18 protein-coding genes are annotated in these 26,333 nt (G+C 71.0%); 6 read left to right on the top strand and 12 right to left on the bottom strand.

Annotation, left to right across the window (positions count from 1 at the left end; translation table 11 throughout):
- Nucleotides 1-5: 5 nt before the first annotated feature.
- From JHW38_RS09140 to JHW38_RS09085, 11 genes are all read right to left on the bottom strand, one after another.
- Nucleotides 6-4,451: a DUF4157 domain-containing protein gene (locus tag JHW38_RS09140; RefSeq protein ID WP_207525632.1), complete on the bottom strand. Its 4,446-nt coding sequence runs from the start codon at nucleotides 4,449-4,451 to the stop codon at nucleotides 6-8.
- Nucleotides 4,448-4,702: a hypothetical protein gene (locus tag JHW38_RS09135; protein ID WP_207525631.1), complete on the bottom strand. Its 255-nt coding sequence runs from the start codon at nucleotides 4,700-4,702 to the stop codon at nucleotides 4,448-4,450. Before JHW38_RS09135 ends, JHW38_RS09140 begins: the two co-directional genes overlap by 4 nt.
- On the bottom strand, nucleotides 4,699-6,837 hold the full coding sequence (locus tag JHW38_RS09130; protein WP_207525630.1) for an ATP-binding protein: 2,139 nt from the start codon (nucleotides 6,835-6,837) through the stop codon (nucleotides 4,699-4,701). The genes JHW38_RS09135 and JHW38_RS09130 overlap by 4 nt, the downstream gene beginning before the upstream one ends.
- A 9-nt stretch (nucleotides 6,838-6,846) precedes the next feature.
- Nucleotides 6,847-8,136, bottom strand: coding sequence for a DUF4255 domain-containing protein (locus JHW38_RS09125; protein WP_207525629.1), 1,290 nt, complete (start codon nucleotides 8,134-8,136; stop codon nucleotides 6,847-6,849).
- Nucleotides 8,133-8,948, bottom strand: a complete 816-nt coding sequence (locus JHW38_RS09120; RefSeq protein WP_207525628.1) for a hypothetical protein — start codon at nucleotides 8,946-8,948, stop codon at nucleotides 8,133-8,135. Before JHW38_RS09120 ends, JHW38_RS09125 begins: the two co-directional genes overlap by 4 nt.
- Nucleotides 8,945-9,751 (bottom strand): hypothetical protein, encoded by an 807-nt coding sequence (locus JHW38_RS09115; protein ID WP_207525627.1) that lies wholly within the window; start codon nucleotides 9,749-9,751, stop codon nucleotides 8,945-8,947. Before JHW38_RS09115 ends, JHW38_RS09120 begins: the two co-directional genes overlap by 4 nt.
- Nucleotides 9,748-10,272: a phage tail protein gene (locus tag JHW38_RS09110; RefSeq protein WP_207525626.1), complete on the bottom strand. Its 525-nt coding sequence runs from the start codon at nucleotides 10,270-10,272 to the stop codon at nucleotides 9,748-9,750. Before JHW38_RS09110 ends, JHW38_RS09115 begins: the two co-directional genes overlap by 4 nt.
- Before the next feature lie 31 nt (nucleotides 10,273-10,303).
- Nucleotides 10,304-12,214 (bottom strand): phage tail sheath family protein, encoded by a 1,911-nt coding sequence (locus JHW38_RS09105; RefSeq protein WP_242691297.1) that lies wholly within the window; start codon nucleotides 12,212-12,214, stop codon nucleotides 10,304-10,306.
- A gap of 47 nt (nucleotides 12,215-12,261) precedes the next feature.
- Nucleotides 12,262-12,537 carry a hypothetical protein gene (locus JHW38_RS09095; protein WP_207525625.1) on the bottom strand — a complete coding sequence of 92 codons (276 nt, stop codon included), beginning with the start codon at nucleotides 12,535-12,537 and terminating at the stop codon, nucleotides 12,262-12,264.
- A gap of 360 nt (nucleotides 12,538-12,897) precedes the next feature.
- Nucleotides 12,898-13,974, bottom strand: coding sequence for a sigma-54 interaction domain-containing protein (locus tag JHW38_RS09090; protein ID WP_242691295.1), 1,077 nt, complete (start codon nucleotides 13,972-13,974; stop codon nucleotides 12,898-12,900).
- Between the two features lie 380 nt (nucleotides 13,975-14,354).
- Nucleotides 14,355-15,113: a DUF3472 domain-containing protein gene (locus tag JHW38_RS09085; protein WP_207525624.1), complete on the bottom strand. Its 759-nt coding sequence runs from the start codon at nucleotides 15,111-15,113 to the stop codon at nucleotides 14,355-14,357.
- A gap of 1,004 nt (nucleotides 15,114-16,117) precedes the next feature.
- Between JHW38_RS09085 and rfbB the strand changes: the two genes are divergently transcribed.
- The 5 genes from rfbB (at nucleotide 16,118) to JHW38_RS09060 (ending at nucleotide 21,982) form a co-directional block, all read left to right on the top strand.
- On the top strand, nucleotides 16,118-17,170 hold the full coding sequence (rfbB, locus tag JHW38_RS09080) for a dTDP-glucose 4,6-dehydratase (protein ID WP_207525623.1): 1,053 nt from the start codon (nucleotides 16,118-16,120) through the stop codon (nucleotides 17,168-17,170).
- A 25-nt stretch (nucleotides 17,171-17,195) separates the two neighbouring features.
- Nucleotides 17,196-18,080 (top strand): glucose-1-phosphate thymidylyltransferase RfbA, encoded by an 885-nt coding sequence (gene rfbA, locus JHW38_RS09075; protein WP_207525622.1) that lies wholly within the window; start codon nucleotides 17,196-17,198, stop codon nucleotides 18,078-18,080.
- Between the two features lie 25 nt (nucleotides 18,081-18,105).
- Nucleotides 18,106-18,663: a dTDP-4-dehydrorhamnose 3,5-epimerase gene (gene rfbC, locus JHW38_RS09070; RefSeq protein ID WP_207525621.1), complete on the top strand. Its 558-nt coding sequence runs from the start codon at nucleotides 18,106-18,108 to the stop codon at nucleotides 18,661-18,663.
- Between the two features lie 49 nt (nucleotides 18,664-18,712).
- Nucleotides 18,713-19,624, top strand: coding sequence for a dTDP-4-dehydrorhamnose reductase (gene rfbD / locus JHW38_RS09065; protein WP_242691294.1), 912 nt, complete (start codon nucleotides 18,713-18,715; stop codon nucleotides 19,622-19,624).
- A 444-nt stretch (nucleotides 19,625-20,068) separates the two neighbouring features.
- Nucleotides 20,069-21,982, top strand: coding sequence for an alpha/beta hydrolase family protein (locus JHW38_RS09060; protein ID WP_428995315.1), 1,914 nt, complete (start codon nucleotides 20,069-20,071; stop codon nucleotides 21,980-21,982).
- A gap of 174 nt (nucleotides 21,983-22,156) precedes the next feature.
- Here JHW38_RS09060 and JHW38_RS09055 read toward each other — a convergent pair whose 3' ends face one another.
- Nucleotides 22,157-23,935 carry a peptide MFS transporter gene (locus JHW38_RS09055; RefSeq protein WP_242691290.1) on the bottom strand — a complete coding sequence of 593 codons (1,779 nt, stop codon included), beginning with the start codon at nucleotides 23,933-23,935 and terminating at the stop codon, nucleotides 22,157-22,159.
- 443 nt (nucleotides 23,936-24,378) lie between these two features.
- Between JHW38_RS09055 and JHW38_RS09050 the strand changes: the two genes are divergently transcribed.
- Nucleotides 24,379-26,331 carry an OPT family oligopeptide transporter gene (locus JHW38_RS09050; protein ID WP_207525619.1) on the top strand — a complete coding sequence of 651 codons (1,953 nt, stop codon included), beginning with the start codon at nucleotides 24,379-24,381 and terminating at the stop codon, nucleotides 26,329-26,331.
- The last annotated feature ends 2 nt before the right edge of the window (nucleotides 26,332-26,333 follow it).

Genomic DNA, 26,333 nt, shown 5'->3' with positions numbered 1-26,333 from the left:
CGGACTCATTTGCGCGGCAGGTTGCGGCTGACGAACTGGGTGCCGCTCTTGGTGCGGGTGCGCCGTTCGACCAGGATTCCCGACTCCAGCAGCTTCTTCAGCAGCGGCCCGCTGGGTTCGGTGTCGATCAGCACCCACTTGATCTTCCAGCCGCGCTTGACCAGCTTGGCGTCGCGCTCGATTTCGGAAAGATTGTCTTCGGTGGCGTAGATCTCGCCCGATTCGTAGGCCTTGATCTCGATGCCGGTCTTCTTGGCGACGTCGGCGATGTCGAGCCGGCGCACCTCGTCCTTGCCGGTCTTGATGGTCTGCTCGGTGTCGCCCCAGCCCAGCCGCGCATGCTCCTCGGCGACGATCTTGTTGGCCTTGTTGGCGCGCTCGACGTTGCTGTCGTAGACGCGTTCCCAACTGTCGTACGGCATGTCGCCGCCGATCAGCTCGTACATCTCGCGGCGGATCTTCTTGTGCGAGTCGGTGCCGGCGTCGTAGTTGCGCAGCTTCTCGGTGAGCTCGGCGTAGCGCTTCTGCTTCTGCTTCGACAGGCCCTTGCCGGCGACGTAGCCCTGGCCGTCGCCGGCCAGCTCCGGGCCCAGGTCGAGGTTGCGCAGGTGCTGTTCGAGCTGCAGCTTGAGGCTGTCGAGCTCGGCCGCGGCCAGCTTCAGCGCGTCGGGCCGCATGCTCTGCATGCGCTGCATCTGCGCGTCGATCAGCTTGGGCAGCTTGCGGATCTCCAGCACCGCCTCGTACGCGGCCTTGTGCTCGGGCGTGATCGTCTCGAAGCCGATCAGCTTGCCGACCTTGGCGATGGCGTTGCGCACCTGGCCGCCGAAGCCCTGGTACTTCTGCATCTGCCGCACCGTGTCCACGTGCAGCGCGACCGTTTCCGGGCGCGCGTCGGGGCTGGCGGAGACGGTGATCTCGCTGATCAGGCCGGTGTTCTTGTCCAGCTTGTATTCGACCTGGACCGAATCGCCCTGCAGCGTGTCGGTGATGTTGAGCATCTGGCGCAGGTCCGGCGGCAGCGCGCCGGCCAGTTCCTGCGGTGTCGCCCGGCGCTCGCCGGCCGGCACCGAATCGGCCTTCGGCGCCGCCTTGGCGTCGGCGTCGGCGCGCGCTTCGGGCTCGCCTTCGCGCTTGGGCTTGTTCTCGCCCTGGGCGCCTTCGGCCAGCGGCTCGGGCCGCGGCTCGATCTTGCCCGGCGCGGCGTCGTGCGCTTCGCCGGGCTTCGGCGCGGGTTCGCCGGCGCCGCCCTTGGCCGCCGGTTCCAGCGCCTTGCCCGCGCCGCCTTCGCCGGGCGCGGGCTTGGCCTTGGCCTGCGTCTGCTGGGCCTTGGCCTGCTGCTTGGCCTTGATCACGTTGCCGGCGATGAACAAGCCGTTGTTCTGCACCATCGAGGAAATCGCCTGGGCGCGCTGGCGGCGCGCGGCGGCGTGGGTCAGGTCGCCTTTGCGTTCCTGTTCGGCGACGTCGATCATCTGGTCGATGAAGCTCAGGTCGCCCCACAGCAGGCCGGCGTAGCCGAGCGCCTCGTTGGCCAGCTCGGCGCCCTTGGCGATGCGCTGCGCGCCCTTGAGCGCGTTGTTGGCGGCGCTGACCTGCGCTTCGGTGAACTGGCCCTCGCGCACGATGGCGAAGACCTTTTCGAACTTCTGCACGCGCAGGCCGGCGGCGAGCTGGCCGGCGGCGCCGATGCCGCCGAGCACGCCGAGCAGGTCGGTGACGGTCTGCGCGTCGAGATAGAGCTTGCCGGCCTGCCAGCGCTGGATCAGCCGCGCGGCCGCGACCGCGGCGCCGATCGCCGCGCTGGCGGTGCCGGCCGAGGCCACGAACAAACCGATCGCCGCCAGCGTCATCACCAGGTCGTCGAGGCGCTTTTCCGCCAGCGCCCAGTTGGCCGGCGCGCTGTCGACGAAGATGGTGTCCTTGGCCCCGGCTTCCAGGCCCAGGCCGACGGTGCGCGCGCCGATGCGGCCGCGGCCGTAGGCGGCGTGCTCGCCGAACTTGGTCAGCGCCGATTCGAACGCGGCGCTCGGCGTGTCGCCCAGGCCGATGTAGGCGTCGCCGTTGCGGGTGGTGACGTCGCTGAGCAGCCAGCGGTAGCGGCTGCCGTCCATCGCCATCGGCCCGGCCGCGAGCAGCAGCGGGTATTGCTCGCCGGTGACTTCGGAAATCAGGGTCGCGTTGACCCGCTGCATCGGCGCCTGGCCGGCGCCGCGCTGGGCGTCGTGGCGCTGGTACAGGGCGATCTGGTCGTCGATCAGGTCGATCTCGCGCTGGCGCGCGTTGGCGGCCGAGTCGCGCTTGTCCTTGCGCAGTTCCTCGATCTCGCGCTGCTTGTCCTGCTTGCTCTTGTTGAGCACCGCCAGCGGCGTGCCCTGGTGGCGGACCTTGGCCTGGGCCAGCAGTTCGCGCAGGTAATCGGCCTTGGCGGTGTTGCCGGCCTGCACCGCCAGGTCGATCTGCGATTGCAGCTCGGCCAGTTGCGCGGCCGGTTCGTCCAGCGACTCCTTGACCGAGGTTTCCATCGTCGTCACTTCGGTCAGCTTGGCGTCGACCGAGGGCGGGCGCACGATCTGGTTGCCTTCGCGGTCTTCGTTGATCGCCGGCGTGGTGATGGTGCGGATCAGGTAGATGCCTTTCTTCTTCAGCGACACTTCCTGCTGCTGGCGCGGGCCGGCGAACAGTTCGGCGAACCAGGTCATGGTCGCGCCGATCGCGGTGGTCAGCAGCGACACCGGCGCCAGCTCCAGCGCCAGCCGGTTGGCGACCGCGTTGGACACGCGCTGGCCGGCGGTGTCGCCGGTCGGGTTGCGGGTGCCCTTGGCGGCGCGGCGGGTGTCGCCCCACCAGTTCTCGAACTCGCGCTGGAACTCGCGGTTCGCGCCGCCCATGCCGGTGACGTCTTCGCCGCTGCCGACCTTGGCGCGCTTGAGCCGCTCCAGGCGTTCTTCGTAGCTCGGCTCGTCGCCGCCGGCGGTCTGCTTGCGCATCGCCTCGACGTCCTTGACCAACGCCTGCTCGGCGTACTGGGTGACGTCGTAGGATTCCCAGCGGTAGTGGATGGTTTCGCCGACCTGCGAAATCACTTGCGAGGCCAGGGTGTAGTTGCCGTTCGCGGTCCAGTCGACGCTGGCCGAGTAGGTCGGGGTCGAATCGATCGGCACCAGCTTCGGCCCGGTCACCTTGACCGGCCACGGCGGCGCGTTGGCCTTCTGGCCGTCGCCGCGGCCTTCGATCGGGCTGGCGTAGATCTGCCCGCCGGCGCCGCCGGCCTTGCCGCCGGCGCCGCTGGGATAGGTCGGGACGAAATAGAACAGCAGGAAGTTCGGCACGCTGCGGACCGCGGCGGCGTATTTCTCCGGTTCGATCAGCAACTGGTTGATGTCGATCACCGGCAGCGGCTTGGCCGGCGCGCCTTCGGCCGCCGGTTTGGCGGCGTCGGCGGCGGCCTTGGCGCGTTCTTCCTTGCTCAGGTCGCGGGTGGCGACGACGCTGGCGCCGGCTTCCAGGTCGATGTGCTGGTTGCTGTTGTCGACGGTGACCGCCGACATCTTGCCGTCGATGTGCACGTACACGCCGGGCGCGAAGCGCAGGCCCTTGGTCTTGTCTTTCTTGAATTGCAGCTTGCCGGTCAGCGCCTTGCCGGTCTGGTCGTAGACCTTGAGGAATTCCGGATGCAGGCCGACGTAGACCGGCGTGCGCCCCTTCGCGCCGGCGAAGGTCGGCTTGGCGCCGGCGAGGATCTGCGCGCCGAGGTCCATGCCGCTGGCGAAGATCTGCAGGCGGCCCCAGTCCTGGCCCGGCGCGTCGGCGGCTTTGGCCGGCTCGGCGGGCTTGGCCGGCGCGGCCGCCTTGGCCGGGTCGGGCTTGCGCCGGAGCACAGGCTCGCCGGCCTGCGCTTGCGCGGCGTGCGCGAGTTCGTGCGCGAGCAGTTGCCGGCCGTCGGCACTGGCGGGCGCGTAGCGGCCGGCGGCGAAGGCGACGTGGTCGCCGTGCGACCAGGCCAGCGCGCCGAGTTCGCGGCTGGCCGCGTCGGCCGCGTCGTCGCGGTGCACGCGCACGTGCGCCAGCGAGGTCGCGTACTGCGCCTCGAATTCTTCGCGCAGCTGCGGCTCCAGGGGCAGGCCGGGGCTGGCGAGGGTGCGCCGGACCGCGGCCGGCGTGTCGATGCGTTCGCCGCCGCCGCGGCTGCCGCCGTGCAGCGGAACGCCGGCGAAACCGCTTCCGGCGAGCGCCGCGGCGCTGGCGCGGTCGGCGCTGTGTTCGTGCGGATCGTCGAGCGCGCCGAGGCGGATGCTCGACAGATCCTCGCGCCCGCGCTTGGCGCAGGCGCCGCAAGTGCCGCCGCCGGGCGTGTGGGTGCCGCAGCCGCAGCGGCGCGCGGCCACGTCGGTGTCGCCGCGTTTGGGCGCGGTGCGTTGGCTGGCGCGGCGGGCGGCCGGTTCGCTCATGGGCCGATGCACTCCGCCAGCGAACGGGCGACCTCGCGCGCGAGCGCGGCCGGGTCGCCCGCCGGGTCGGCGACGATGTCGCCGGCCTGCGCGTACGCGCGCGCGGGCGCCGGCGCGTGCGCGGCGCCGGCGTTCGCCGCCAGCAGCAGCGCCAACTGGCGCTCCAGCGCGGCGTGGAAGGCGCGCGCCTGCTGCGGCGTCAGCGCCAGGTCGTGCAGGACCACGCGCTCGATGCGCACGTTCGCGCTCATGGCGCGGCCCCCGCGCCGGCCTGCGCGCCGGCGTCCTGCGCGCGCGGCATGCGGAACTCGGCCTCGTTGACCGGCTTGCCGAGCTTGCGCAGTTCCGCGCGCACCATCGCCGACAAGCGCGCCATGTCGACCGCGCCGTCGGCCGCGGCGGCCGCGAACGCGGCGTTCAGCGCGACGCTGTGGATGTTGCCGCCGGACAGGTTGAAGCGCGCGAGCCAGGCGTAGTCGAGCGGCGCCAGCGGCACTTCCGCGGGGAAGGCCTGGCGCCACATGCGCTCGCGTTCCTGCGGCCCGGGGAACTGGAAATTGACGACGAAGCGCAGCCGGCGCAGGAACGCGGCGTCGAGCGAGGCCTTCATGTTGGTGGCCAGGATCGCCAGCCCCGAGAACGCCTCCATGCGTTGCAGCAGGTAGTTGATCTCGATGTTGGCGTAGCGGTCGTGGCTGTCCTTGACCTCGCTGCGCTTGCCGAACAGCGCGTCGGCCTCGTCGAAGAACAGCAGCGCGCCGCCGCGCTCGGCGGCGTCGAACACCCGGCGCAGGTTCTTCTCGGTTTCGCCGATGTACTTGCTGACCACCGACGACAGGTCGATGCGGAACAGGTGCAGGCGCAGTTCGTTGGCGATGACTTCGGCGGCCATGGTCTTGCCGGTGCCGCTTTCGCCGGCGAACAGCGCGCTGATGCCCATGCCGCGGTTGAGCCTTCGCGCATAGCCCCAGTGCTGGTAGACGCGGTGGCGGTGATGCGCCTGCGCGGCGATCTGGCGCAGCAGGCCGGTGCTTTCCTCGCCGAGCACCAGGTCGTCCCAGCGCGCCTTCGGCTGCAGCCTCTGGGCCAGCGATTCCAGCCGCGCCGAGCAGCGTTCGCGGCAGGCGTCCCAGGCGTCGACGCCGCGCGCGCGGGCTTCGCGCGCGGTGTCGGCGATCTGGGCCAGGTCGAGCTGGAAATGGCCGGACAGACGGTCGGCCTGGCGTTCGCGCTCGTCCTCGCGCAGCTGCGGCGGCAAGGCTTCGCGCCACGCGCGTTGTTGTTCCAGCGCGCTCGGCGGCGGCACGTCCAGGCTCCACGAGGCTTCGGCCAACGGCAGCGCGGTGTCGCGCAGGCCGACGAAGGCCAGCCCCGGCGCCTGCGCCAGCAGCGCGGCCAGCGCCGCGGCGCGCTCGCCGCCGGCGTCGGCCTCGTCGGCTTCGATGTACAAGGCCACCGGCAACAGTTGCGCCTCGCGCCGCCACAGCCGCGCCAGCGCGTCGACCTCGGCGCGCTGCGACGGCAGCGCGTCCGCGGCGATGCGGTACAAGGCCAGCGACAGGCGCGCGCACGCGTGAGCGGCGACCGCGAGGCGATCGCCGCGGTCGCGGCCGAGCAGTTGCACGACCGCCGGCGCGTCGGCGGCTTCGCGCGCCTGCGCGTAGGCCAGGATTTCCTCGGCGCACGCTTGTTGCGCGGCGCCGAGCGGCCGTTCCGGCTCGGGTCCGGCGAGCAGCGGGCTGAGGCGTTCGTCGATCTCGTCCAGGCCCTTGAGCGCGCCGAGGATGCGCTCGTCGATGCGCAGCGCTGCGGCGGTCAGCGCGGTCGCGCCGGGCTGGTTGATCTCGAGCAGGCGCAGATGGCGCAGCGGCCGGTGCGGCGACAGCGCGTCCCAGGCCGGGTCGTCGAACAGGCGCAGGGCCAGGCCGAAACTGGGATGGGCGGAGCCGCCGGCGTGGGCGATCGGATGCGCGGCGGCGATCGCGGCCGGCAGCGCCGGGTCGAGTTCCGCCGCCGCGCACAGCAGCACGATGTCGCGCTCGAAATCGTTGAGGCCCAGCCGCCGCGCCAATGCCGGCAGCGCCGGCGCCGGTTCGGCCACGGCGGCGCGTTCGCGTTCTTGTTCGGCCTCGCGCAGACGCTGCGCCAGCGACGACGGCGGCGGCAGCGCCGGCGCGCCGTCGGCGCGGCCCCACCACGGCGCGCGCGCCGGCGCGGCGGCCGGCGTCGCGGCCGCGGCCTGGTTCTGTTCGCGCAGGTGGTCCAGGCGCAGGCGCAGCCAGTCGAGCGAGACGGCGAGGTAGCGGTTGTTGCGTTCGCTCCAGGCCTCGCCGTCGCTGTCGGCGGCGTTCCAGGCGGCGGTCGCGGCGGAAACGTTCGGATTCATGCGCGCGCCTCAGCTGACGACCACGGTCTGTTGCGGATCGAACTGCGCGCCGTCGGCGGCCTGCACCGCCGGCACGCTGTCGGCGCCGTCGACGCTGAGCACGACCGGATAGCGGCCGGCCGCGACCAGCGCCGCCGGCACGGTCGCCTGCAGCGTGCTCGGCTGGGCCGGATCGGCGGGCGTGACGATGGCGTCGGCCGGCAGTTCGTTGGCGCCGAAGCGCAGGCGCACGCCGGCGTGCTGGTCCGGGTGCAGGCGCGGGCGGCATTCCACGCTCAGCGGCAGGTCCGCGCCGGCGGCCGCGGCCAGCGGATCCACGCTCAGCAGCGGCGCCAGCATCAAGGCCAGCGGCGCGCTGGTCAGCGCCGGCAGGTCGGGACGGACGGTGCGCACGCGCACGGTGTAGAGGCCGGGCGTCCAATCGGCCAGCGCGCCGGCGTCGCCGGCGGCCGGCAGGGTCACCTGCAATTGCTGCGGCGTGTCGCCGGCCTGCACCGGCAGGCTGCGCTGCGCATGGGTGCGCGCGTGTTCGAACACCGCTTCGCTGCCGGCGACTTGCAGGCCGCGGCCTTCCAGCAGCAGGCGATCGCCGAGGCGCGCGGCGCGCAGGAATTCGGACGCGGCGTTGCGCACCCGGTCGAGTTGCGGCGCCGCGCCCGCGGTCGCGACCGGGCCGCGGTCGCCGGGGCCGCGGCGCAGCACCGGCAGCGCGCCGCGGGTGCCCGCTTCGGCCTGGATCAGCACCACCGACACCTGATACGCCATCGACGGGCGGCAGCGCGCCTGCGCCGCGGTCCACAGCTTCGACAGTTCTTCCAGGGTCAGGAACTGCGGCGCGATCTTCAGCCACTCGACCTGGTCGGCGAGGCTGAGCGCGGAGAAATTGCCGAACGGCGGCGTCGGCGGGCCCAGCACCGAGCGCAGGCGCTCGCGGTCCAGCGCCGGCGTCTCGTGCAGCGCCTGCATGCCCAGGCCGAGCAACGCGTCGGCGCTGAGGTCCTGGTTGCCGTAGGCGCTGAGCAGATAGTGCAGGTCCAGCGCCAGCGGCGGATTGCTCAGGCGCTGGCTGGCGCCGTCGCGCGAGGGCAGGGCGGCGTTGCGCCAGCCGATGTTGGGGCTGACCTGATACAGGAACAGGTTGAGCTGGTTGGGCTCGTTCTCGCCGGTGAGGATGCGGTCGGGCGACAGCGCGCTGACCGCGACGCTGCCGATCGAGGAAAGATCCAGGCCGATCAGGCTGTCGCTGATCAGATCCTTCAGCGAAGCGGTGACCGCGGCGATGGCCAGGGCGTTGCTCATCGCTGATCTCCATGACGGCGGCGCAGGTAGTCGTCGAGCGTCGGCGCGGGGTTGTGGGCCTGCGCGCGCGCGGGTTTGGCCGCGGGCGCCGCGCTGGCGCGGATGTCGATGCGGCCGATGCTGACCTGCACCGGCGCGGGCGCCGGCGCGGCCGGCGCTTTCGCCGGCGCGAGGCCGCGGCGCGCGGGATGGGCGACCGGCGCGGCGGCGCGGGCGCGGGTTTGCAGCGGCTGCGGCGCGGGCAGGCCCGGGCGCGCGCCGGCGGCGGCGTCGGTGCGCGCGGGCGCGGCGGGCGCGTGCCGCGTTTCGATGCGCAGGGTTTCGCGCAGGTGCGTGCGCACGCTGGCGATGCCGGATTCGGGCGCGCGCGCCGGCGGCGTCGGCGCTGCGGCCGGCGCCGCGGGCGTGGCGGATGCGGCCGAACGCTGCGGCGTCGGCTGCGACGCCGGCGCTTGTTCGCGGTGCGCGCGCACTGGCGGCAGCGGCGGCGCGCTGGCCGGCTTCAGCGCAGCCGGCATCGGCAGCGGCGCCGGTTCCTGTGGCGCGATCGCGGCCGCGCGCGGCGCAGTCGGCGCCGGTGCGGGCACCGGCATGGGTGCGGCCTCGGCGCGTTCGCGCACGACTTGCGGCGCCGCTTGCGGCGGCGCGCCGGTGGCAGGCGGCGCCGGCGCGCGCGCCGGCGGCGTTTCGTCCAGCGCGGGCGTTTCGGCGACCAGCGCATCGCGGGTTTCGAATAGCCCCGGCCGCCGCCGCTGCAGGCTCGGCAGCTGGCCGCGCGCGCGTTCGACCAGATGGCGCAGGAAGTCGCTCATGCCTGCACCAGATCGAGATAGAAGCGCCGCCGCAGCGGCGTCAGCGCGAGGATGTCGCGCTCGCTCCAGCCGTAATGCCGGGCCAGCGCGCCGACCTGGACCAGCAGGTCCTGGGCCCAGTCGTCGAGTTCGCCCCACAGGTACGCGCCGATGTCGAGCGCGCACGGCCAGTGCCGCGCGCAGGCCGGGCAGACCATGTCCAGGCGCAGGTCGGCGACCGGATCGTCCTGGGCCATGCGCTCGCCGAGCCGCTGCGCGACGTTCGCCGGCAGCTGCGCGCCGTCCACGCGGCGGCCGCCGCGTTCGGCGTGCAGCACGCAGCGCTGCAGCAAGGCCGCGACCGCGGCGCGCGCGTCGGTCTCGGCGTCGCCGGACGCGGCCTCGGGCAGCGCTTGCAGGTCCTCGCTGCTCGGCAGGCGATAGCGGATATGCCAGCCGCGGTCGACGAATTCCAGCGGCTGCGCGAACGAAGGCGGCCGCACCGGCAGCGGGCACAGGTCTTCGATGTCGAACTGCGATTCCAGGCGCTCGCCGCAGAACGGGCACGCCGCCTGGGTTTGCAGGCGCGGCCCGAACAGCGCCGCTTGCAGCTGGAACAGGCCGCCGTCGCGTTCGCCGACGCTGGCGCGGCGCCAGTCGTCGGGATCGGGCTGCGGCCACACCGCCTGCAGCAGGCCGAGCGCGCGCGCCTGCGCGCCGTGCGCGTGCAGGCGTTCCCAGGCCAGCAGCAGGGTGTGCTGGACGGTTTCGGCGCTGGTCGGCGGCGCGCTCATCGCGGCGGCGGTCCCCGAATCGGCGCTCAAGCCGGTTCGGTGAAGCTGGGTTCGCTCGGCTCGACCACGTCGAGATCGCGTTCCCAGCCCTCGTTTTCCAGCTTGAGGTGCTGGATCGCCACGGCGTTGGCGTTGGCGTCCAGGTCCGGCAGCGCCTGGAACTCGGACACCCAGCAGCGGTACACGCGATAGGCGATCGCGAGCTGGCCGGCTTCGTTGTAGACCTCGATGATGAGATCCTTGCGGAAGTCCTTGAGCGAGCTCTCCGAACCCAGGCCGGCGCCGTAGTTCCAGACCTTGTTGGCCCACTGCTCGAATTCCTTGTCGTGGGTGACCCCGCGCTCGAGCGTGATCGCCTCGTACTTGGTGCGTCCGGGCGACTTGCGCCCGCTGCTGGGGTCGCCGCCTTCGCGGTGCTCGACCACTTCGGTGCTGCGCTTGAGCGCGCTGACCTTGCTGATGCCGGCCACGTACTTGTTGTCCCATTTGACCCGGAACTTGAAGTTCTTGTACGGATCGAAGCGCTGCGCGTTTACGGTGAACTGGGCCATCTCGGTGCTCCCTGGATCGAAGTGGAAGGGCTCAGACGTCGATCTGGCCGGCGATCTGCTGCAGGCGCAGGACCACGAATTCGGCCGGTTTCAGCGGCGCGAAGCCGACCACGACGTTGACCACGCCGAGGTTGATGTCGTTCTGGGTGGTGGTGTCCTTGTCGCAGCGCACGAAGTAGGCATCGCGCGGCGAGCTGCCCTGGAACGCGCCCTGGCGGAACAGGTTGTGCATGAACGCGCCGACGTTGAGGCGGATCTGCGCCCACAGCGGCTCGTCGTTGGGTTCGAACACCACCCACTTGAGCCCGCGGAACAGGCTTTCCTCGATGAACAGCGCGGTGCGGCGGACCGGGATGTACTTGTACTCGTCGGCCAGTTGGTCGGCGCCGCGCAAGGTGCGCGAGCCCCACACCACGCGGCCGCTGACCGGCATCGCGCGCAGGCAGTTGATGCCGAGCGGGTTGAGCTCGCCGTTCTCGGCGTCGGTCAGCGGCACCGACAGCTGCGGCACGCCGACCAGGCCGGCGTCGAGACCGGCCGGGGCTTTCCACACGCCGCGATTGGTGTCGGTGCGCGCGAACACGCCGGCGACGGCGCCGCCCGGCGCGAAGTTCTCCGGCGCGTTGTTGCGCAGCAGGTTGGGCTGGCGCAGGCGCGGGAAGAACAGCGCGGCGTTGCGGCTCTTGGGGTCGGCGAATTCGTCGAACTTGGCCTTGGCGGTGTCCTTGTCCTTCCAGCTGCTCGGCGGATCGATCAGGTGGAACGCGCGGCGACGTTCGCAGTAGGCGGTCGCGGCGGCGAGCACGATCGGCTCGGCGTCGTAGGCCGCGCCGTCGTCGGTCTTGTACGGCGGGATGCACAGCAGGTTGAACAGGTCGGCCTGCTCCAGCGCGTACAGGCCGAGCTTGAGCGCCAGGCCGTTGTCGGGCAGGAAGCTCTGCGCGTTGAGGTCGCCGCCGTCGCTGGCCGAGGCGTCGGCCTGCGCGGCTTTGGCGTCGCGCGCGTCGCGCGCGGTCTTCAGCGCGGCCTTGAGCGGGTCGAGTTCCGAATCCGGCGCGCCGGCCTTGATCTTCTGGTCGAGCGCGGCCTGCGCGTCGTCGACCGCGCCTTGCGCGGCGGTGACCGCGTCGCTGGCGGCGCTGACGCTGGCCGGCAGCGAGCCGACGGTGCGCACCAGCGCCGATTCGGCGGCGAGGATGCGGTCGACCCGGCGCGGGCTCTCGACCGTGGTGAGGTTGAGATAGGTCTCGCTGGAACCGCCGGGCGAGGTGTCGCGCACGCTGAGGTTGAACAGGTCGCTCTGGTTCACGCCGAGCGCGAGGGCGATTTCGGCGGTGCCGGATTTGCTGACCTCGCCGCGCAGCTTGCCGCCCCAACGGCCTTCGTAGGCGGCTTGCAGCTTGAGATCGCCGATGGTCAGCGGCGCGCGCGAGGGCGCGGCGGCGGCCTTGGCCGCATCGGCGACGTCCTTGACTTTCGCGCCGGCCAGCTTGGAGGCCGCGTCGGCGGCCTGGGCGACCGCGGCGGCGGCGCTCTTGGCCGGTTCTTCCAGGTAGGTCGCGGCCTTGTCCTTGGCGGCCTTGGCCGCGGCGGCGACATCGGCGCCGTCGGTGGCGGCGGCGACCGCGGCCGCGGCGGCCTCGGCGGTTTCGCGCGAGGCGTCGTCGGCGTAGCCGGGCGCGTACAGGCGCACGATGATCGCCTGGCTGCCGCCGTTGAGGAAGAAGTCGCGCACCGCGTAGCCGAGCTGGCTGCGCAGCCACAGGCCGCCGTAGCGGCGTTCGAAATCGCCGAAGCTGTTGACGACCACGGCCTGGTTGACCGGCCCGCGCAGCGCGCGGCCGACGAAGGCGGTGATCGAGGTGGCGACGCCGGTGATGGTGCGCACGCCGCTGGGGATTTCCTCGACGTACACGCCCGGGTAGGTGAGCGCAGCTGGCATAGCCTTATCTCCTTGCTGATGCGGTTGGGCGATCGCGGGACGATCGGTCAGGAAGCCGGGGAGCGCGGCGCGCGGCGGCGCGCCGCGTCGAGCGCGTACAGCGCGGTGCCGTCGGGAAGCTGGCGCAGTTGCAGCACGCCGTCGGCGACCAGACGCGACAGCACGCCGTGGATGCGCGCGCGCGCGGTGACGTAACGCTGGCGCGGCAGCCACCATTGGGCGATGCCGTCGAGCGTGTCCGACGCGCCGGGATGCCGGTCGAGATAGGCGAGCACCGCGCTTTCGACTTCGCGGTCGTCGCCGACGCTTGCGGGTGTCGTCATGGCCAGCATTCCTTTCGCTCGCGCAGAGTCCGTTCCCAACACTTCGCAATCGGCGTGCCAACTTTTTCGGCGCGGGCCGCCGGCGAGCGCGCCCGGCGAATCAACGGCTTGCGTGCTCGCGGCCGGCTTGGGCCGGGTCGCGGCGCACCCGGCCGCGCGCGCCGGGTGGGTGCGCGAAGACGCAGGGGCGGGTCGGCGGATGCGCGCATGCGCTTGCATTCGCGCAGGCGTATACGCGTATACGCCTGCGCGGGCGCGACCGATCCCGCTGCGCGCGGTTCGCGATGCGCGGTCCGGTCGGTGAGGCTCGAGGCGTTGCGGTTCGAAGCGCTGCGGTTCGAAGCGCGCCCGCCGGCGCGTTCAACCGCCGTCGGGGCAGCCGCGTTCGATGCCGTAGCGCTTGAGCATCTTGCCGAGCTGGCGCCGCTCGGTGCCCGACAGGGCCGCGGCGCGGCTGACGTTGCCGCCGGCGCGCTGCATCAGTTCGGTGAGGTAGCCGTACTCGAACAGCTCGATCGCGCGGCGCTTGGCCGCGGCGAAGCCGCTTTCGTCGCGATCGGGCGCTTCGTGGTACTGCGGTTTGGGCATCGGCGTGTGCGCCGGCGTCGACGCAGGCGACCGCGCGGCCGCGCCCCAGATCGCCGGCGCGGCCTGCGCCAGCTGGGCCAGGTCCAGGCGGCGCTCGTCGCAATGCATGCACAGGCGCAGGATCAGGTTTTCCAGCTCGCGCACATTGCCCGGCCAGTCGTGGCGGGCGAGCGCGAGCAGCGCGTCCTCGCTCCAGCTGCGCGGCGCGCCGCCGAGCCGGCGGCCGGCTTCGTCGAGCAGATGGCAGGCGAGCAGGGGCAGGTCGGCGCCGCGTTCGCGCAGCGGCGGCAGCACCAGATACAAGGGATTGAGGCGGTAGTAGAGGTCGCGGCGGAAGCGCCCGGCTTCGACGGTGGCGGCGAGCGAGGCGTTGGTCGCGGCGATGATGCGCACGTCGGCGGTGCGCAGCGGGCGCTCGCCGACCGCGCGGAACTCGCCGTTCTGCAGCAGCCGCAGCAGCGCGGTCTGCGCGTGCGGCGACAGCGAATCGATTTCGTCGAGGAACAGGCTGCCGCCGCGCGCGTACTCGACCAGGCCGGGCTCGCTGCTGCGCGCGTCGGTGAAGGCGCCGCGGCGGTGGCCGAACAGTTCCGATTCCAGCAGCGAGTCGGACAGCGCGCCGCAGTTCAGCGGCACGAACGGGCCGAGGCTGCGCGCGCTGGCGTAATGGATCTCGCGCGCGGCCAGTTCCTTGCCGGTGCCGGTCTCGCCCTCGATCAGCACCGGCGCGTTGCAGCCGGCGTAGCGCCGCAACTGGTCGCGTACGCGCCGCAACGGCTCGGACTCGCCGATCATCGACGCGCCGCGCTCGAGCGTCGGCAACGCATTCCTTGCGGTAATCTCGCTCATGAGCAGACGGCTTCTCCAAAGTGCCATCGAAGACCGTGCGCCATCCACGGTCCAGCCGGCCGCGTCGAGTCGGTCCATGACATCAGCCCCTGCTTAATCCCTAACGCAGCGAACGGGGCGTGGGCGGCCATCGCCCGTTCGCTGGCCGGCGCCCGTTGCGGGCGCGAGATGCGGCGCAGCTTACGCCGCTGGTATGGCGACTACGGATAACGGCGTCACGAACCCGAAGGGGACACGCACGGCGCCGATGCGTGGTAACGCGACCGTCATGAGACCGCGACGCGCGGCCGCGCGAACGCGCGGGACCGCCTCGCGGCGGGCCCGTATGCGAGCCGTGCGGAGCAGCGATGCGGCGCTGCGCATCGCTCACGTTCGCTCATTCATTCAGCCGGCGAGGGATAGCCGCCGAGGTCGCTGACCAGGTTGATGCACTTGCCGTCGGCGTCGCAGGCGGCGTGGGCGATGTTGCGGTCGTTGCAGTTGCCGTAGGTGCGGGTGGTGTGGCTGGCGGCCGGCAGGTTGCCGTTCGCGACCGGGCGGTAGAACACCGACGACTGCGCGCCGATCGCGCTGCACGAGGCCAGTTGTCCGCTGCCCTGGCTGAATTCTTCGACGAAGCTGACGGCGGCGTTCTTGAAGCCGGCCCATGCCGTGGGAATGAGGATGGTGGCGACCGCGACGCTGTCGCCGCTCATCAGGTCGGTGACGGTGCCGGTGACGCGATTGGACGCGCGCACCAGATCGACCTTGTACTTGTGCCCGGGCTTCCAGTCCCACTGGAGCTGGCATTGCACGCCGCTGCCTTCGTGCGAGAAGTGGTTGCAGGCGGCGCGGCTGGCCGGATCCCAGCCGCTGGCGAGCCAGATCGAGAAATTCAGCCAATGCTGGCCGCTGCGGTTCTGCAGGCCGATGTAGCCGCCGTCGCCGCCGACGAACCAGAACTGGTTGGCCCAGTAGTAGTTCGAACGCGCGCCGCCGTCGCGGTCGACCTGATCGTAGAAGGTCATGCGGTCGTAGCCGGCGCTGGCGGCCGGCCAGCGCGCATCGGTGCTGACGATGCCGCCGACGACGACCGCCTGCGCGGCCGGCGCGGCGAGCAGGCAGGCGGCGAGCAGGGCGGGCGGGCAGAGCTTGGGCATGGGAGGTCTCCTGTGCGATGACGGGACGGGTGCGGCGGCGCACGCTGCGATGCGTCGGCATGGACGCGCGCGGCAGCGGCGAACCTAGCACCGGCATTGCCGGTGCGAAGTGCGGGATAACGTTGTCATCCGATGCGGCGGCGGTCGCCGGTCACGCAATCGCGGATTGCCTGGTGCGCGGCGTGATGCGAGCGCTCCGGCGTTCGATGGCGAGGGCACTCGCGACGGCGCAGCGTCCTGGATGCGTCGCGCAAATCCGTTCGCGGCGACCGGTGTTGCAAGACAACGTTATCCAGCGGTACTGAGGTGGGGGTGGGGTGGTCGCGTTGTAGTCGTATTGGCGCGGTCGCGGCTCGCGCCGCTCCTACATGGGCCCCCTGTAGGAGCGGCGCGAGCCGCGACCGCGAGTCTGCCGATCGCGCCGAAACCCGATGCCACGCAGTGTCCACCGCGCTCCGCGCCGCGAACAGACCGGCGGTTTACCCGCTCTTGCGCACAGCCTCGCGCGGCGGTCGCTGCGGCAGTCCGCGCCGTCGGCCGTTTCGGCCCGGCCGGCGCTTTCGTCCCGGCACCTCGGCAGCGGGGCCCCGTCATCGTTCCGAATTTGGCGTATGGGGGGGCGCCCTGGTCTGTCCGATCCGGACTAGCGAGACGCTCCGCATCCTGCGGCCACAGGCCGATCCCGCACCAGCGCGAGGATGCCTTCGCCGCCTCCGCCAGCCCGATGGGGAGCGGAGGCGGGACCGCGGCAGGGCCGCGTCGGCGCCTGCGGCGCAGGGGCTTACGGCGCGCACAGTTCCAGTACGACCGCGCGCCCGCTTGCGCAGTGCCGGATCACACAAGCTGTAGCCAAGCCGTCCGCGCGGCCGCGGCGGCCATCGGAGCGGCGGCGGAAGGCTTTACAATCAGGCCTTTGGCGGGGCCGGCGGCCCGGGCTGAACGCGGCCGGCGCCGCGGACGGCATCAGGCCCCCCATCTCGCGAGCTTTTTAAGGAGTGTCCTGAGTGTCTACCTGGCTAGTGACCGGCGGCGCCGGTTTCATCGGCGGCAATTTCGTCCTCGACGCGGTGCGTCGCGGGGTCAAGGTCGTCAATCTCGACCTGCTGACCTACGCCGGCAACCGCGACACCCTGGCCCCGCTGGACGGCCACGACGGCCACGTCTTCGTCCAGGGCGACATCGGCGACGCCGCGCTGGTCAAGCGCCTGCTCGCCGAGCACCGCCCCGACGCCATCGTCAATTTCGCCGCCGAGAGCCACGTCGACCGCTCCATCGACGGCCCCTCGGCGTTCGTGCAGACCAACGTGGTCGGCACCCTGAGCCTGCTGGAGCAGGCGCGCGACTACTGGAAATCGCTCGACGCGGCCGGCCGCGACGGCTTCCGTTTCCTGCACGTGTCGACCGACGAGGTCTACGGCTCGCTCGGCGACGACGGCAAGTTCAGCGAAACCACGCCGTACGCGCCGAACTCGCCGTATTCGGCGTCGAAGGCGGCGTCCGACCATCTGGTGCGCGCCTTCCACCACACCTACGGCCTGCCGACGCTGACCACCAACTGCTCCAACAACTACGGCCCGTTCCAGTTCCCGGAAAAGCTCATCCCGCTGGTGATCGCCAAGGCCCTGGCCGGCGAGGCCCTGCCGGTGTACGGCGACGGCCTGAACGTGCGCGACTGGCTGTACGTCGGCGACCATTGTTCGGCGATCGCGCGCGTGCTCGAGGCCGGGCGGGTCGGCGAGACCTACAACGTCGGCGGCGACGCCGAGCGTCCGAACCTGACCGTGGTCAAGACCATCTGCGCGCTGCTCGACGCGCGCCGCCCGCTCGCCGACGGCCGCGCGCGCGAGTCGCTGATCCAGTTCGTCGCCGACCGCCCCGGCCACGACCGCCGTTACGCCATCGACGCCTCCAAGCTCAAGCGCGAGCTCGGCTGGGCGCCGACGCTGACTTTCGAACAAGGCATCGAGCGCACCGTGGAGTGGTACCTGGACCATCAGGACTGGGTGCGGCGCGTGCTCGACGGCAGCTACCGCCTCGAACGCATCGGCCAGGCCTGACCGGCCCCTCGCACAGGAACACCCCATGAACCGCAAAGGCATCATCCTGGCCGGCGGCTCCGGCACGCGGCTGTATCCGATCACCCAGGCGATCAGCAAGCAGCTGCTGCCGGTGTACGACAAGCCGATGATCTACTACCCGCTCAGCGTGCTGATGCTGGCCGGGATCCGCGAAGTGCTGGTGATCAACACCCCGCACGAGCAGCCGCTGTTCCAGCACTTGCTCGGCGACGGCTCGCAGTGGGGCATGCGCATCGAGTACGCGGTGCAGCCGAGCCCCGACGGCCTGGCCCAGGCCTATCTGATCGGCCGCGATTTCGTCGCCGGCGAACCGAGCTGCCTGGTGCTCGGCGACAACATCTTCCACGGCCCCGGCCTCACCGGCATCCTCAAGCGCGCCGACGCGCGGCGCGAGGGCGCGACGGTGTTCGGCTACTGGGTCAGCGATCCGGAGCGCTACGGCGTGGCCGAGTTCGACGCCGACGGCCGGGTGATCGGGCTCGAGGAAAAACCGCTCAAGCCGCGTTCGCGCTATGCGGTCACCGGCCTGTACTTCTACGACGGCCGCGCCAGCGACTTCGCCGCCCAGCTCAAGCCGTCCGCGCGCGGCGAACTGGAAATCACCGACCTCAACCGCAAATACCTCGAGGAAGGCTCGCTGCATCTGGAGCAGCTCGGCCGCGGCTATGCCTGGCTCGACACCGGCACCCACCAATCGTTGCTGGAAGCGTCGAACTTCATCGAGACCATCGAGACCCGCCAGGGCCTGCGCATTTGCTGTCCGGAGGAAATCGCCTACGGCAACGGCTGGATCGACGCGCAGCGCCTGACCGAGCTGGCCAAGCCGCTGGCCAAGAACGGCTACGGCCAGTATCTGCTCAGCCTGATCGAACGCGGCCCGGTGCCGTGACCGCCCGCACCGCCAAAGAATCCCCATGAAGATCATCGAAACCGAACTGCCCGGCTGCCTGGTCCTGGAGCCGCGCGTGTTCGGCGACGCGCGCGGCTATTTCTACGAGTCGTTCAACCAGGACAGGCTGGCCGAAGCCGGGCTGGACTACCGCTTCGTCCAGGGCAACGTGTCCTCGTCGGCGCGCGGCGTGCTGCGCGGCCTGCATTACCAGTGGCCGCATCCGCAGGGCAAGCTGGTGTCGGTGCTGGAAGGCGAGGTCTACGACGTCGCCGTCGACATCCGTCGCGGTTCGCCGCACTTCGGCCGTTGGACCGCGACCTTGCTCAGCGGCGAGAACAAGCGCCATTTCCTGATACCCGAAGGTTTCGCCCACGGTTTCGCCGTGCTCAGCGAGCGCGCGGTGTTCACGTATCTGTGCACCCGCACCTACGACGCCCAGGCCGATGCCGGCATTCGCTGGGACGATCCCGCGCTGGCGATCGACTGGCCGCTGAGCGATCCGCTGCTGTCGGCCAAGGACCAGGCCACGCCGCTGCTGCAAGACGTGGCGGAAGACCGCTTGCCGGTGTACGCGCCGTGAGCGCTGCGGCGCCGGGTTTCGCCGTTTCGGCTCGTGCAGGAGCGTCAGCGTGAGCCTCGGCCGGGTGCTGGTGGTCGGCGGCGACGGCCAGGTCGGCACCGACCTGCGCCGGCGTCTGGCCGCTACGGCGCAGGTGCTGACGACCACGCGCAGCGGCCGCCTCGCCGACGGCGGCGAATGCGAGGCGCTCGACCTCGGCGATGCGGACGCGATCGCGCCTTTGCTGCGGCGGCTGAGTCCGGATCATGTGGTCAACGCCGCCGCGTACACCGCGGTCGACCGCGCTGAATCCGAGCCGGCGCTGGCGCACGCGGTCAACGCCGTCGCGCCGGAACGGCTGGCCGAGGCCTGCGCCGCGGCCGGCATCGGCTTGATCCATTTCTCGACCGACTACGTGTTCGACGGCCGCGCGACCCGGCCGTATCGCGAAGACGACGCGACCGCGCCGCTGAACGTGTACGGCCGCAGCAAGCTCGACGGCGAGACCGCGATCGCGGACAGCGGCGCGCGCCATCTGATCCTGCGCACGGCATGGGTGTACGCGGCGGCGCACGGCCACAACTTCCTGCGCACCATGCTGCGGCTGGGCGCCGAACGCGAGGAACTGCGCGTGGTCGCCGACCAGCGCGGTTCGCCGACGCCGACCTGGCTGCTGGCCGAGGCGACGGCGCGCGTGCTCGAGCGCGGCATCGTCGCCTCCGGCGTGCGCCACCTCGCCGCCGCCGGCGAAACCAGCTGGCACGGCTTCGCCGAAGCGATCTTCGCCGAAGCGCTCGCGCGCGGCCTGTTGGCGCGCGCGCCGCGGGTGATCGCGATCGGCGCCGCCGACTATCCGACCCCGGCGCAACGGCCGGCGTATTCGGTGTTGGATACGCAGGCGCTGCGCAGCGAGTACGCGCTGGAGTTTCCCGACTGGCGCGAAGGCTTGCGAACTGCGTTCGAACGCGGCGGCTCGGCCTGAACAGCGCCCGCCTGCGCTGTCGCTGCGTGCCTGCTGCGCATGCGCAACCGTCCGGTTGCTGACGGCTTGCAGGCCCCGCCGCGGGCTTCGGACCTGCCTGCGCAGGCGCAGGCAGCGCCCCGGTTTCGCGACCCTCATCGCATTGCGTAAGATTGCCCGGCGGGCGAGGACGCCCGGGGCGGCCAGCCTGGTCGCGATCATGGATCGACATCGAAGCAGGGGGACAGCATGCAGTTCTGGTTGCGATCGGCCGGCCGCGCAGCGGCGGCCGCGAATGCGCGCGAGTGCGTGCGCGACGAAAATCACCGCGCGCCGAAGCGCGCGCCGGTCCTGGCGGCGCTGACGGCCGCGCTGGCGCTGTCGGCCGCGACGGCTTCGGCGCAGGCGCAGGCGCAGGCGCCCGCGACGGCCTCGGCGCAGGCGCCCGCCGCGAACACCTTCGACATCGAAGGCTTCGTCAAGCCCGACACCATCGACGACATCAAGCTCTCGCCGACCGGCGAGTTCTACGCCGCGACGGTGCCGCTGGAGAACGAAACCGCGCTGGTGATCTTCAGCCGCGACGGGCTCAAGCGCACCGGCACCTTCCGCATGGGCAAGCACAACCACGTCGACGATTTCGAATGGGTCAGCCCGACCCGGGTGTTGATGGGGATGGCGCAGAAGCTCGGTTCGCGCGACCAGCCGACGCCGACCGGCGAGATCTACGCGATCAACGCCAACGGCACCGGCGCCGACGTGCTGGTCGGCTATCGCGTCGCCGGGCGCGGCGCGGGCACCCGCATCCAGCCGAAGAAGGTCGAGGACGTGGCCGCGTTCCTGGTCGACGAACTGCCGGGCGAAGAACGTTCGGTGGTGATCTCGGTGCAGCCGTTCACCGCCGACGCGTATTCGCGCGCCGAGCGGCTCGACGTGTTCACCGGCCAGCGCAACCTGATCGCGCTGTCGCCGGTGCGCAACACCCGCTTCGCCACCGACAACGCCGGCGTGATCCGCTTCGCCTACGGCTTCGGCGGCGACCGCGTGCGCAAGCTGTTCTATCGCGCCAGCGCCGATGCGCCGTGGAAGCAGGTCGCCGGCGACGACGACGGGGTGGAAGGCATGGACCTGCCGCTGGGCTTTTCCGCCGACGACAAGACCGCCTATTTCCGCACCGAACACGCCAAGGGGCCCGATTCGATCGTCGCCTACGACATCGCCAGCGGCAAGCGCAGCGAGCTGTTGCGCGATCCGGTCGCCGATCCGGACCGGATCATCTACCGCAACGGCAGCCGCATCCCGGTCGGCGCGTTCTTCGCCGACGGCAAGCCGCGCACGGTGTTCTTCGACAAGAACTCGCCCGAGGCGCGCCAGTACAAGAGCCTGGAAGCGGCGTTCCCCGGCGACGCGGTGCGAATCACATCCAGCACTTCCGACGGCAACCTGTCGCTGGTGGAGGTGTGGAACGACCGAAATCCCGGCGACATCTTCCTGTTCGACAACAAGAACAAGAGCGCCGCGCACGTGATCAGCCGGCGCACCTGGTTCGATCCGGCGCGGATGGCGCCGGTCAAGCCGGTCGAGCTGCGCGCGCGCGACGGTCTGGCCCTGCACGGCTATTTGACCCTGCCCAAGGACAGCGCCGGCAAGTCGCTGCCGATGGTGGTGATGCCGCACGGCGGGCCGTACAACATCCAGGACCGCTGGCAGTTCGACGACGACGCGCAACTGCTGGCCGCGGCCGGCTACGCGGTGCTGCAGGTCAACTTCCGCGGCTCCGGCGGTTACGGCGACGCCTTCGTCGAAGCCGGCCGGCGCCAGTGGGGCGGCAAGATGCAGGACGACCTGACCGACGCGACCCGCTGGGCGATCGAGCAGGGCGTGGCCGACGCCGGCCGCATCTGCATCTACGGCGCCAGCTACGGCGGCTACGCCGCGCTGATGGGCGCGGCGCGCGAGCCTTCGCTGTACAAGTGCGCGGCAGGCTACGTCGGCGTGTACGACCTGCCGCTGATGCACACCCGCGGCGATACCCAGGACGTGCGTTCGGGCGCGACCTACTTGCGCGAATGGATCGGCGCGCCGGAAGCGGTGGCCGCGGTGTCGCCGACCAAGCTCGCCGTGCAGATCAAGGCGCCGGTGTTCCTGGCCGCCGGCGGCGAAGACCAGCGCGCGCCGCAGCTGCACAGCGAACGCATGGAGAAGGCCTTGCGCGAGGCCGGCGTGCCGGTGGAGTCGCTGTACTACAAGACCGAAGGGCACGGCTTCTACGAGCCGGCGCACAAGCGCGAGTTCTATACGCGTTTGCTGGCGTTCCTGTCGCGGTCGCTGGGCGGGAAGACCGCGGCGCCTGCCGCGCCGGCGGCGGAGAAGAAGTAACGCGGGAGCAGGGTGGCCGCATCGTCGTCGCATTGGCGCGGTCGCGGCATAGGCTGCCTGTAGGAACGGCGCGAGCCGCGACCGCGAACCCACCGATCGCGCCGAAACCCCAACCACCCGAAAGAAAAAGGGCGCCCAACGGCGCCCTTTTTCATGTCGTAACGAACCGCAAGCTCACTGTACCCCGTGCATCCACCGCTTCAACCACGGCGACAACACCAGGAACAGCACGCCCGAGCCGATTCCGAGCCAGGTCAGCATCGAGAACAACTCGCCGTACTTGACCGACGCGGCCGCCATGTCGATCGCGCCGCCGGCGGGAATCTCGACCGAGGCGATCTTCGCGAACTGCGCCGCCAGCACTTCCGAGAACGCGGTCGACAGCCAGAACGCGCCCATCATCAGCCCGACCACGCGCGCCACCGACAGCTGGGTCACCGCCGACATGCCGATCGGCGACAGGCACATCTCGCCGATTTCCAGCACCAGGTAGGCCAGCACCAGATACCAGACGCTGGCCATCTCGCCGCCGCCGGACACCTTGGCCGCGGCCACCAGCGGCAGGAACGACAGGCCGGCCAGGATCAGGCCCAGCGACATCGTCACCGGCTTGCTCGGGTTGCGCCCGCGCCGCGCCAGCCACGGCCACAGCCACGAGAACAGCGGCGCCAGCACGACCAGGAAGAACGGGCCGAGGTAGGTCAGCGAGCCGGCGGTCTGCGGCACCAGCACCACGTCGTGCGCGGTCGCCGCGGCCATGCCGAGCACCAGCAGCGCCACCAGCGCCTTGGCCGCGCCGTTGCGGCCGCGGTCGCTGGCGATCAGCGCCAGGATCATCAGCGGCGGGCTGGCGGCGAGCGAGAACAGCGACCACGGCAGGGTCGGCTTGTAGTTCGCCGCGTCGGCCGCGCCGAACATGTCCTTGGTCATCAGCCGGTCGTTGAAGGTCACCCACGAGCCGTAGGTCTGCTCGTACAGGGTGAAGAAGATCAGCACCGCGAGGATCAACACCACCAGCGCCAGCATCTGTTCGCGCTGCACCTTGGTGCAGTCGCGGGCGATGAAGCCGAAGAACCAGATCAGGAACACCGCCAGGGTCGCGAGCATGATCGCCAGCGCGGCGGTGAAGCTGACGTCGCCGAGCTTGAGCGTGACCTGCGAAGCGAACTGGATCGTGCCCCACAGCACCAGCACGCCGGCGGCGGTGCCCAGGTAGATCCAGGTCTGCCGCGACAGGCCGTTGACCTTCTCGCGCAGCGCGGCCGGGTCGGCCGCTTCGGCGTGGCCGCGCAGATAACGCTGGCCCCACACGAACATCGCCAGCCCCGCGATCATGCCGATGCCGGCGGCGCCGAAGCCGTACTTCCAGCCGTAGGTTTCGCCGAGGAACGCGCAGATCAGCGAGGAGAACAGCGCGCCGACGTTGATGCCGGCGTAGAACAGGGTGAAGCCCGAATCGCGGCGCGGATCGTCCTGGGCGTAGAGCTTGCCGACGATGGTCGAGATGTTCGGCTTGAGGAAACCGACGCCGGCGATGATCAGCGCCAGCGACAGGTAGAACACCTGCATCGCGGTTTCGTCGCGCACCACCTTGCCGTCGACCAGTCGCGCGGCGTGGCCTTCGTAGGCCATGCCCAGATGCCCCAGCACCAGCAGCACGCCGCCGAGCACCACCGCCTTGCGCATGCCCAGGTAACGGTCGGCGAGCAGGCCGCCGATCACCGGCACCGCGTAGACCAGGCCGCCGTAAGCGCCGATCAGGTCGTAGCCGGCGTCGTCGCCGAACAGGTGGTACTTGAGCAAGTACAGCAGCAGCAACGCCTTCATGCCGTAGAAGGAGAAGCGCTCCCACATCTCGGTGAAGAAGCAGACGTACAGGCCCTTGGGATGGCCGAGGAAGTCGTCGTCGCGGGCGGACAGGGGCGCGGGCGTGGCGGGGCTTGCTGCGGTCACTAGCGGGTTCCGGTCGGCGGCGGGCGCGAAGGGGCGGAGTATAGGCCGCGCCGGCCGGAGGCGGCGCGGGCCGGTTTTGCGGCGTTCGCGCAAGCGGCTCGCGCGCCGAGGGTCGGGTCTGCGTGCGCCGGACAGTCCGATCCCGGCCGAAACGCAGCCCCGCGGCGCGGGCCATTTGCGGAAATGCCGCCCCCATGGCCGCGGCCAGCGCCGGTTTTCCCGCAAGAACCCGGGAAAATCCGCCCATTCATGCAATCGCGCGGGCTTTTGCCCAATCCCGCTTTTTGCCGCACTGCACTTTTACAGGCGGGCGCGGCGGATGCGATCATCGGCGGATTGCCTCGCCGCCGGCCTTTCCGCTATCGGATCTTCCGCTATCGGATCGGCCGGACGACCGTTCGCATACACCGCCGCACGCCCGACCACCCGCGATGGAGACGCCGATGGCCTCACCCGCCAAGCAGCCCCAATTGACCTTCCGCGCCGTCCTGCTCTCCGTGTTCCTCGCGGTGATCCTGGCCGCCGCCAACGCTTACCTGGGCCTGTTCGCCGGCCTCACCATCGCCACCGCGATCCCGGCCGCGGTGATCTCCATGGCGGTGCTGCGCCTGCTCGGCGGCGGCACCATCCTGGAGAACAACATCGTCCAGACCGGCGCTTCGGCCGGTTCGTCGATCGCCGCCGGCGTGATCTTCACCATTCCGGCGCTGGTGATCCTGGGCTACTGGCAGGACTTCCGCTATTCGTGGGTGCTCGCCATCGCCGGCCTCGGCGGCCTGCTCGGCGTGCTGTTCTCGGTGCCGCTGCGGCGTTCGATGATCGTCGAAGACCCGCTGCCGTTCCCGGAAGGCAAGGCCGCCGCGGAAGTGCTCAAGGCCGGCGAGAACCCGGGCCCGGGCATGAAGATCCTCGGCCTGGCCGGCGGCATCGGCGCGGTGCTCAAGCTCGCCGCCGAGAGCGGCATGAAGCTGATTCCCGACAACGCGGTGGTCTCGGGCTTCATGGGCAAGTACCTGGGCTACATGGGCACCAACCTGTCGCCGGCGCTGATCGGCGTGGGCTACATCGTCGGCCTCAACGTCGGCATCGTGGTGGTGTCCGGCTCGATCCTGTCGTGGCAGTTCGCGATTCCGATCTACCACATGTTCTTCCTCGACTCCGATCCGGTGCTGGCGGCGAAGATCGCCGGCGGCAGCGCGGCCGACATCGGCGGCGCGATCTGGTCGGCCAAGGTGCGCTACCTCGGCGTCGGCACCATGCTGATCGGCGGCGTGTGGACCCTGTTCTCGCTGCGCAAGTCGCTGCTGTCGGGGGTCAAGAGCGGCCTGGCCGCGGCGCGCAAGAGCGCGGCGGTCGGCGAAGTCGCCGAAACCGACCGCGACCTGCCGATGAAGTGGATGCTGGTCGCGCTGGTCGGCTTCGTGCTGCCGCTGCTGCTGCTGTACCAGGCCATCGTCGGCAACTGGTTCGTCAGCGTGCCGATGACCATCATCATGATCGTCGCCGGCTTCCTGTTCGTGTCGGTGTCGGCGTATCTGGCCGGCCTGATCGGTTCGTCCAACAACCCGGTCTCGGGCATCACCATCTCCACCATCCTGTTCGCTTCGGCGGTGCTGGTGCTGATGCTGGGCCGCGACTCGCCGATCGGCGCGGTCGCCGCGATCATGATCGGCGCGGTGGTGTGCTGCGCCGCGGCGGTCGGCGGCGACAACCTGCAAGACCTCAAGGCCGGCTACATCGTCGGCGCGACGCCGTGGAAGCAGCAGCTGATGCTCGGCATCGGCGCGTTCTCGTGCGCGCTGATCATGGCGCCGGTGCTGAACCTGCTCGCCGCCGCCTACGGCATCGGCGCGCCGACGCCGGAGCATCCCAACGCGCTGGCCGCGCCGCAGGCCACGCTGATGGCCTCGGTGGCCAAGGGCCTGTTCGGCGGCGAACTGCCGTGGACGATGATCGGCATCGGCGCCGGCATCGGCGCGGTCATCATCGCCTTCGACGAATGGCTGAAGTCGCGCAAGGCCAAGTTCCGCGTGCCGGTGCTGGCCGCGGCGATCGGCATCTACCTGCCGCTGGAGCTGATGGTGCCGATCTTCCTCGGCGGCCTGCTCTCGCACATCGTCGGCCGCCGTCGCGGGCTGACCGCGAACAGCAGCGAGGAAGAACACGACCGCGTGCACCGTCCGGGCACCCTGTTCGCCGCCGGCCTGATCACCGGCGAGGCGCTGATGGGCATCGCCATCGCGTTCCCGATCGTCATCACCAGCAACCGCAACGTGCTGGCGCTGCCGGAGCAGTTCCACTTCGGCCCGCTGGTCGGTCTGGCGGTGCTGGCGGCGGTGGTGTGGGTGTTCTACCGCAGCAGCAAGAACCCCGCGACCCCGGCGCCGCAGGCGTAAGT

This window comes from Lysobacter enzymogenes, from assembly GCF_017355525.1.
Lineage (GTDB): Bacteria > Pseudomonadota > Gammaproteobacteria > Xanthomonadales > Xanthomonadaceae > Lysobacter > Lysobacter enzymogenes_C.
This window is presented reverse-complemented; position numbering and strand designations above follow the sequence as displayed.

Excerpts from the sequence above, each read along its gene's own strand:
- JHW38_RS09140 (WP_207525632.1), bottom strand. The coding sequence starts at position 4,451 with ATGAGCGAACCGGCCGCCCGCCGCGCCAGCCAACGCACCGCGCCCAAA.
- JHW38_RS09135 (WP_207525631.1), bottom strand. The coding sequence starts at position 4,702 with ATGAGCGCGAACGTGCGCATCGAGCGCGTGGTCCTGCACGACCTGGCG.
- JHW38_RS09130 (WP_207525630.1), bottom strand. The coding sequence starts at position 6,837 with ATGAATCCGAACGTTTCCGCCGCGACCGCCGCCTGGAACGCCGCCGAC.
- JHW38_RS09125 (WP_207525629.1), bottom strand. The coding sequence starts at position 8,136 with ATGAGCAACGCCCTGGCCATCGCCGCGGTCACCGCTTCGCTGAAGGAT.
- JHW38_RS09120 (WP_207525628.1), bottom strand. The coding sequence starts at position 8,948 with ATGAGCGACTTCCTGCGCCATCTGGTCGAACGCGCGCGCGGCCAGCTG.
- JHW38_RS09110 (WP_207525626.1), bottom strand. The coding sequence starts at position 10,272 with ATGGCCCAGTTCACCGTAAACGCGCAGCGCTTCGATCCGTACAAGAAC.
- JHW38_RS09105 (WP_242691297.1), bottom strand. The coding sequence starts at position 12,214 with ATGCCAGCTGCGCTCACCTACCCGGGCGTGTACGTCGAGGAAATCCCC.
- JHW38_RS09095 (WP_207525625.1), bottom strand. The coding sequence starts at position 12,537 with ATGACGACACCCGCAAGCGTCGGCGACGACCGCGAAGTCGAAAGCGCG.
- JHW38_RS09090 (WP_242691295.1), bottom strand. The coding sequence starts at position 13,974 with ATGAGCGAGATTACCGCAAGGAATGCGTTGCCGACGCTCGAGCGCGGC.
- JHW38_RS09085 (WP_207525624.1), bottom strand. The coding sequence starts at position 15,113 with ATGCCCAAGCTCTGCCCGCCCGCCCTGCTCGCCGCCTGCCTGCTCGCC.
- rfbA (WP_207525622.1), top strand. The coding sequence starts at position 17,196 with ATGAACCGCAAAGGCATCATCCTGGCCGGCGGCTCCGGCACGCGGCTG.
- rfbC (WP_207525621.1), top strand. The coding sequence starts at position 18,106 with ATGAAGATCATCGAAACCGAACTGCCCGGCTGCCTGGTCCTGGAGCCG.
- JHW38_RS09050 (WP_207525619.1), top strand. The coding sequence starts at position 24,379 with ATGGCCTCACCCGCCAAGCAGCCCCAATTGACCTTCCGCGCCGTCCTG.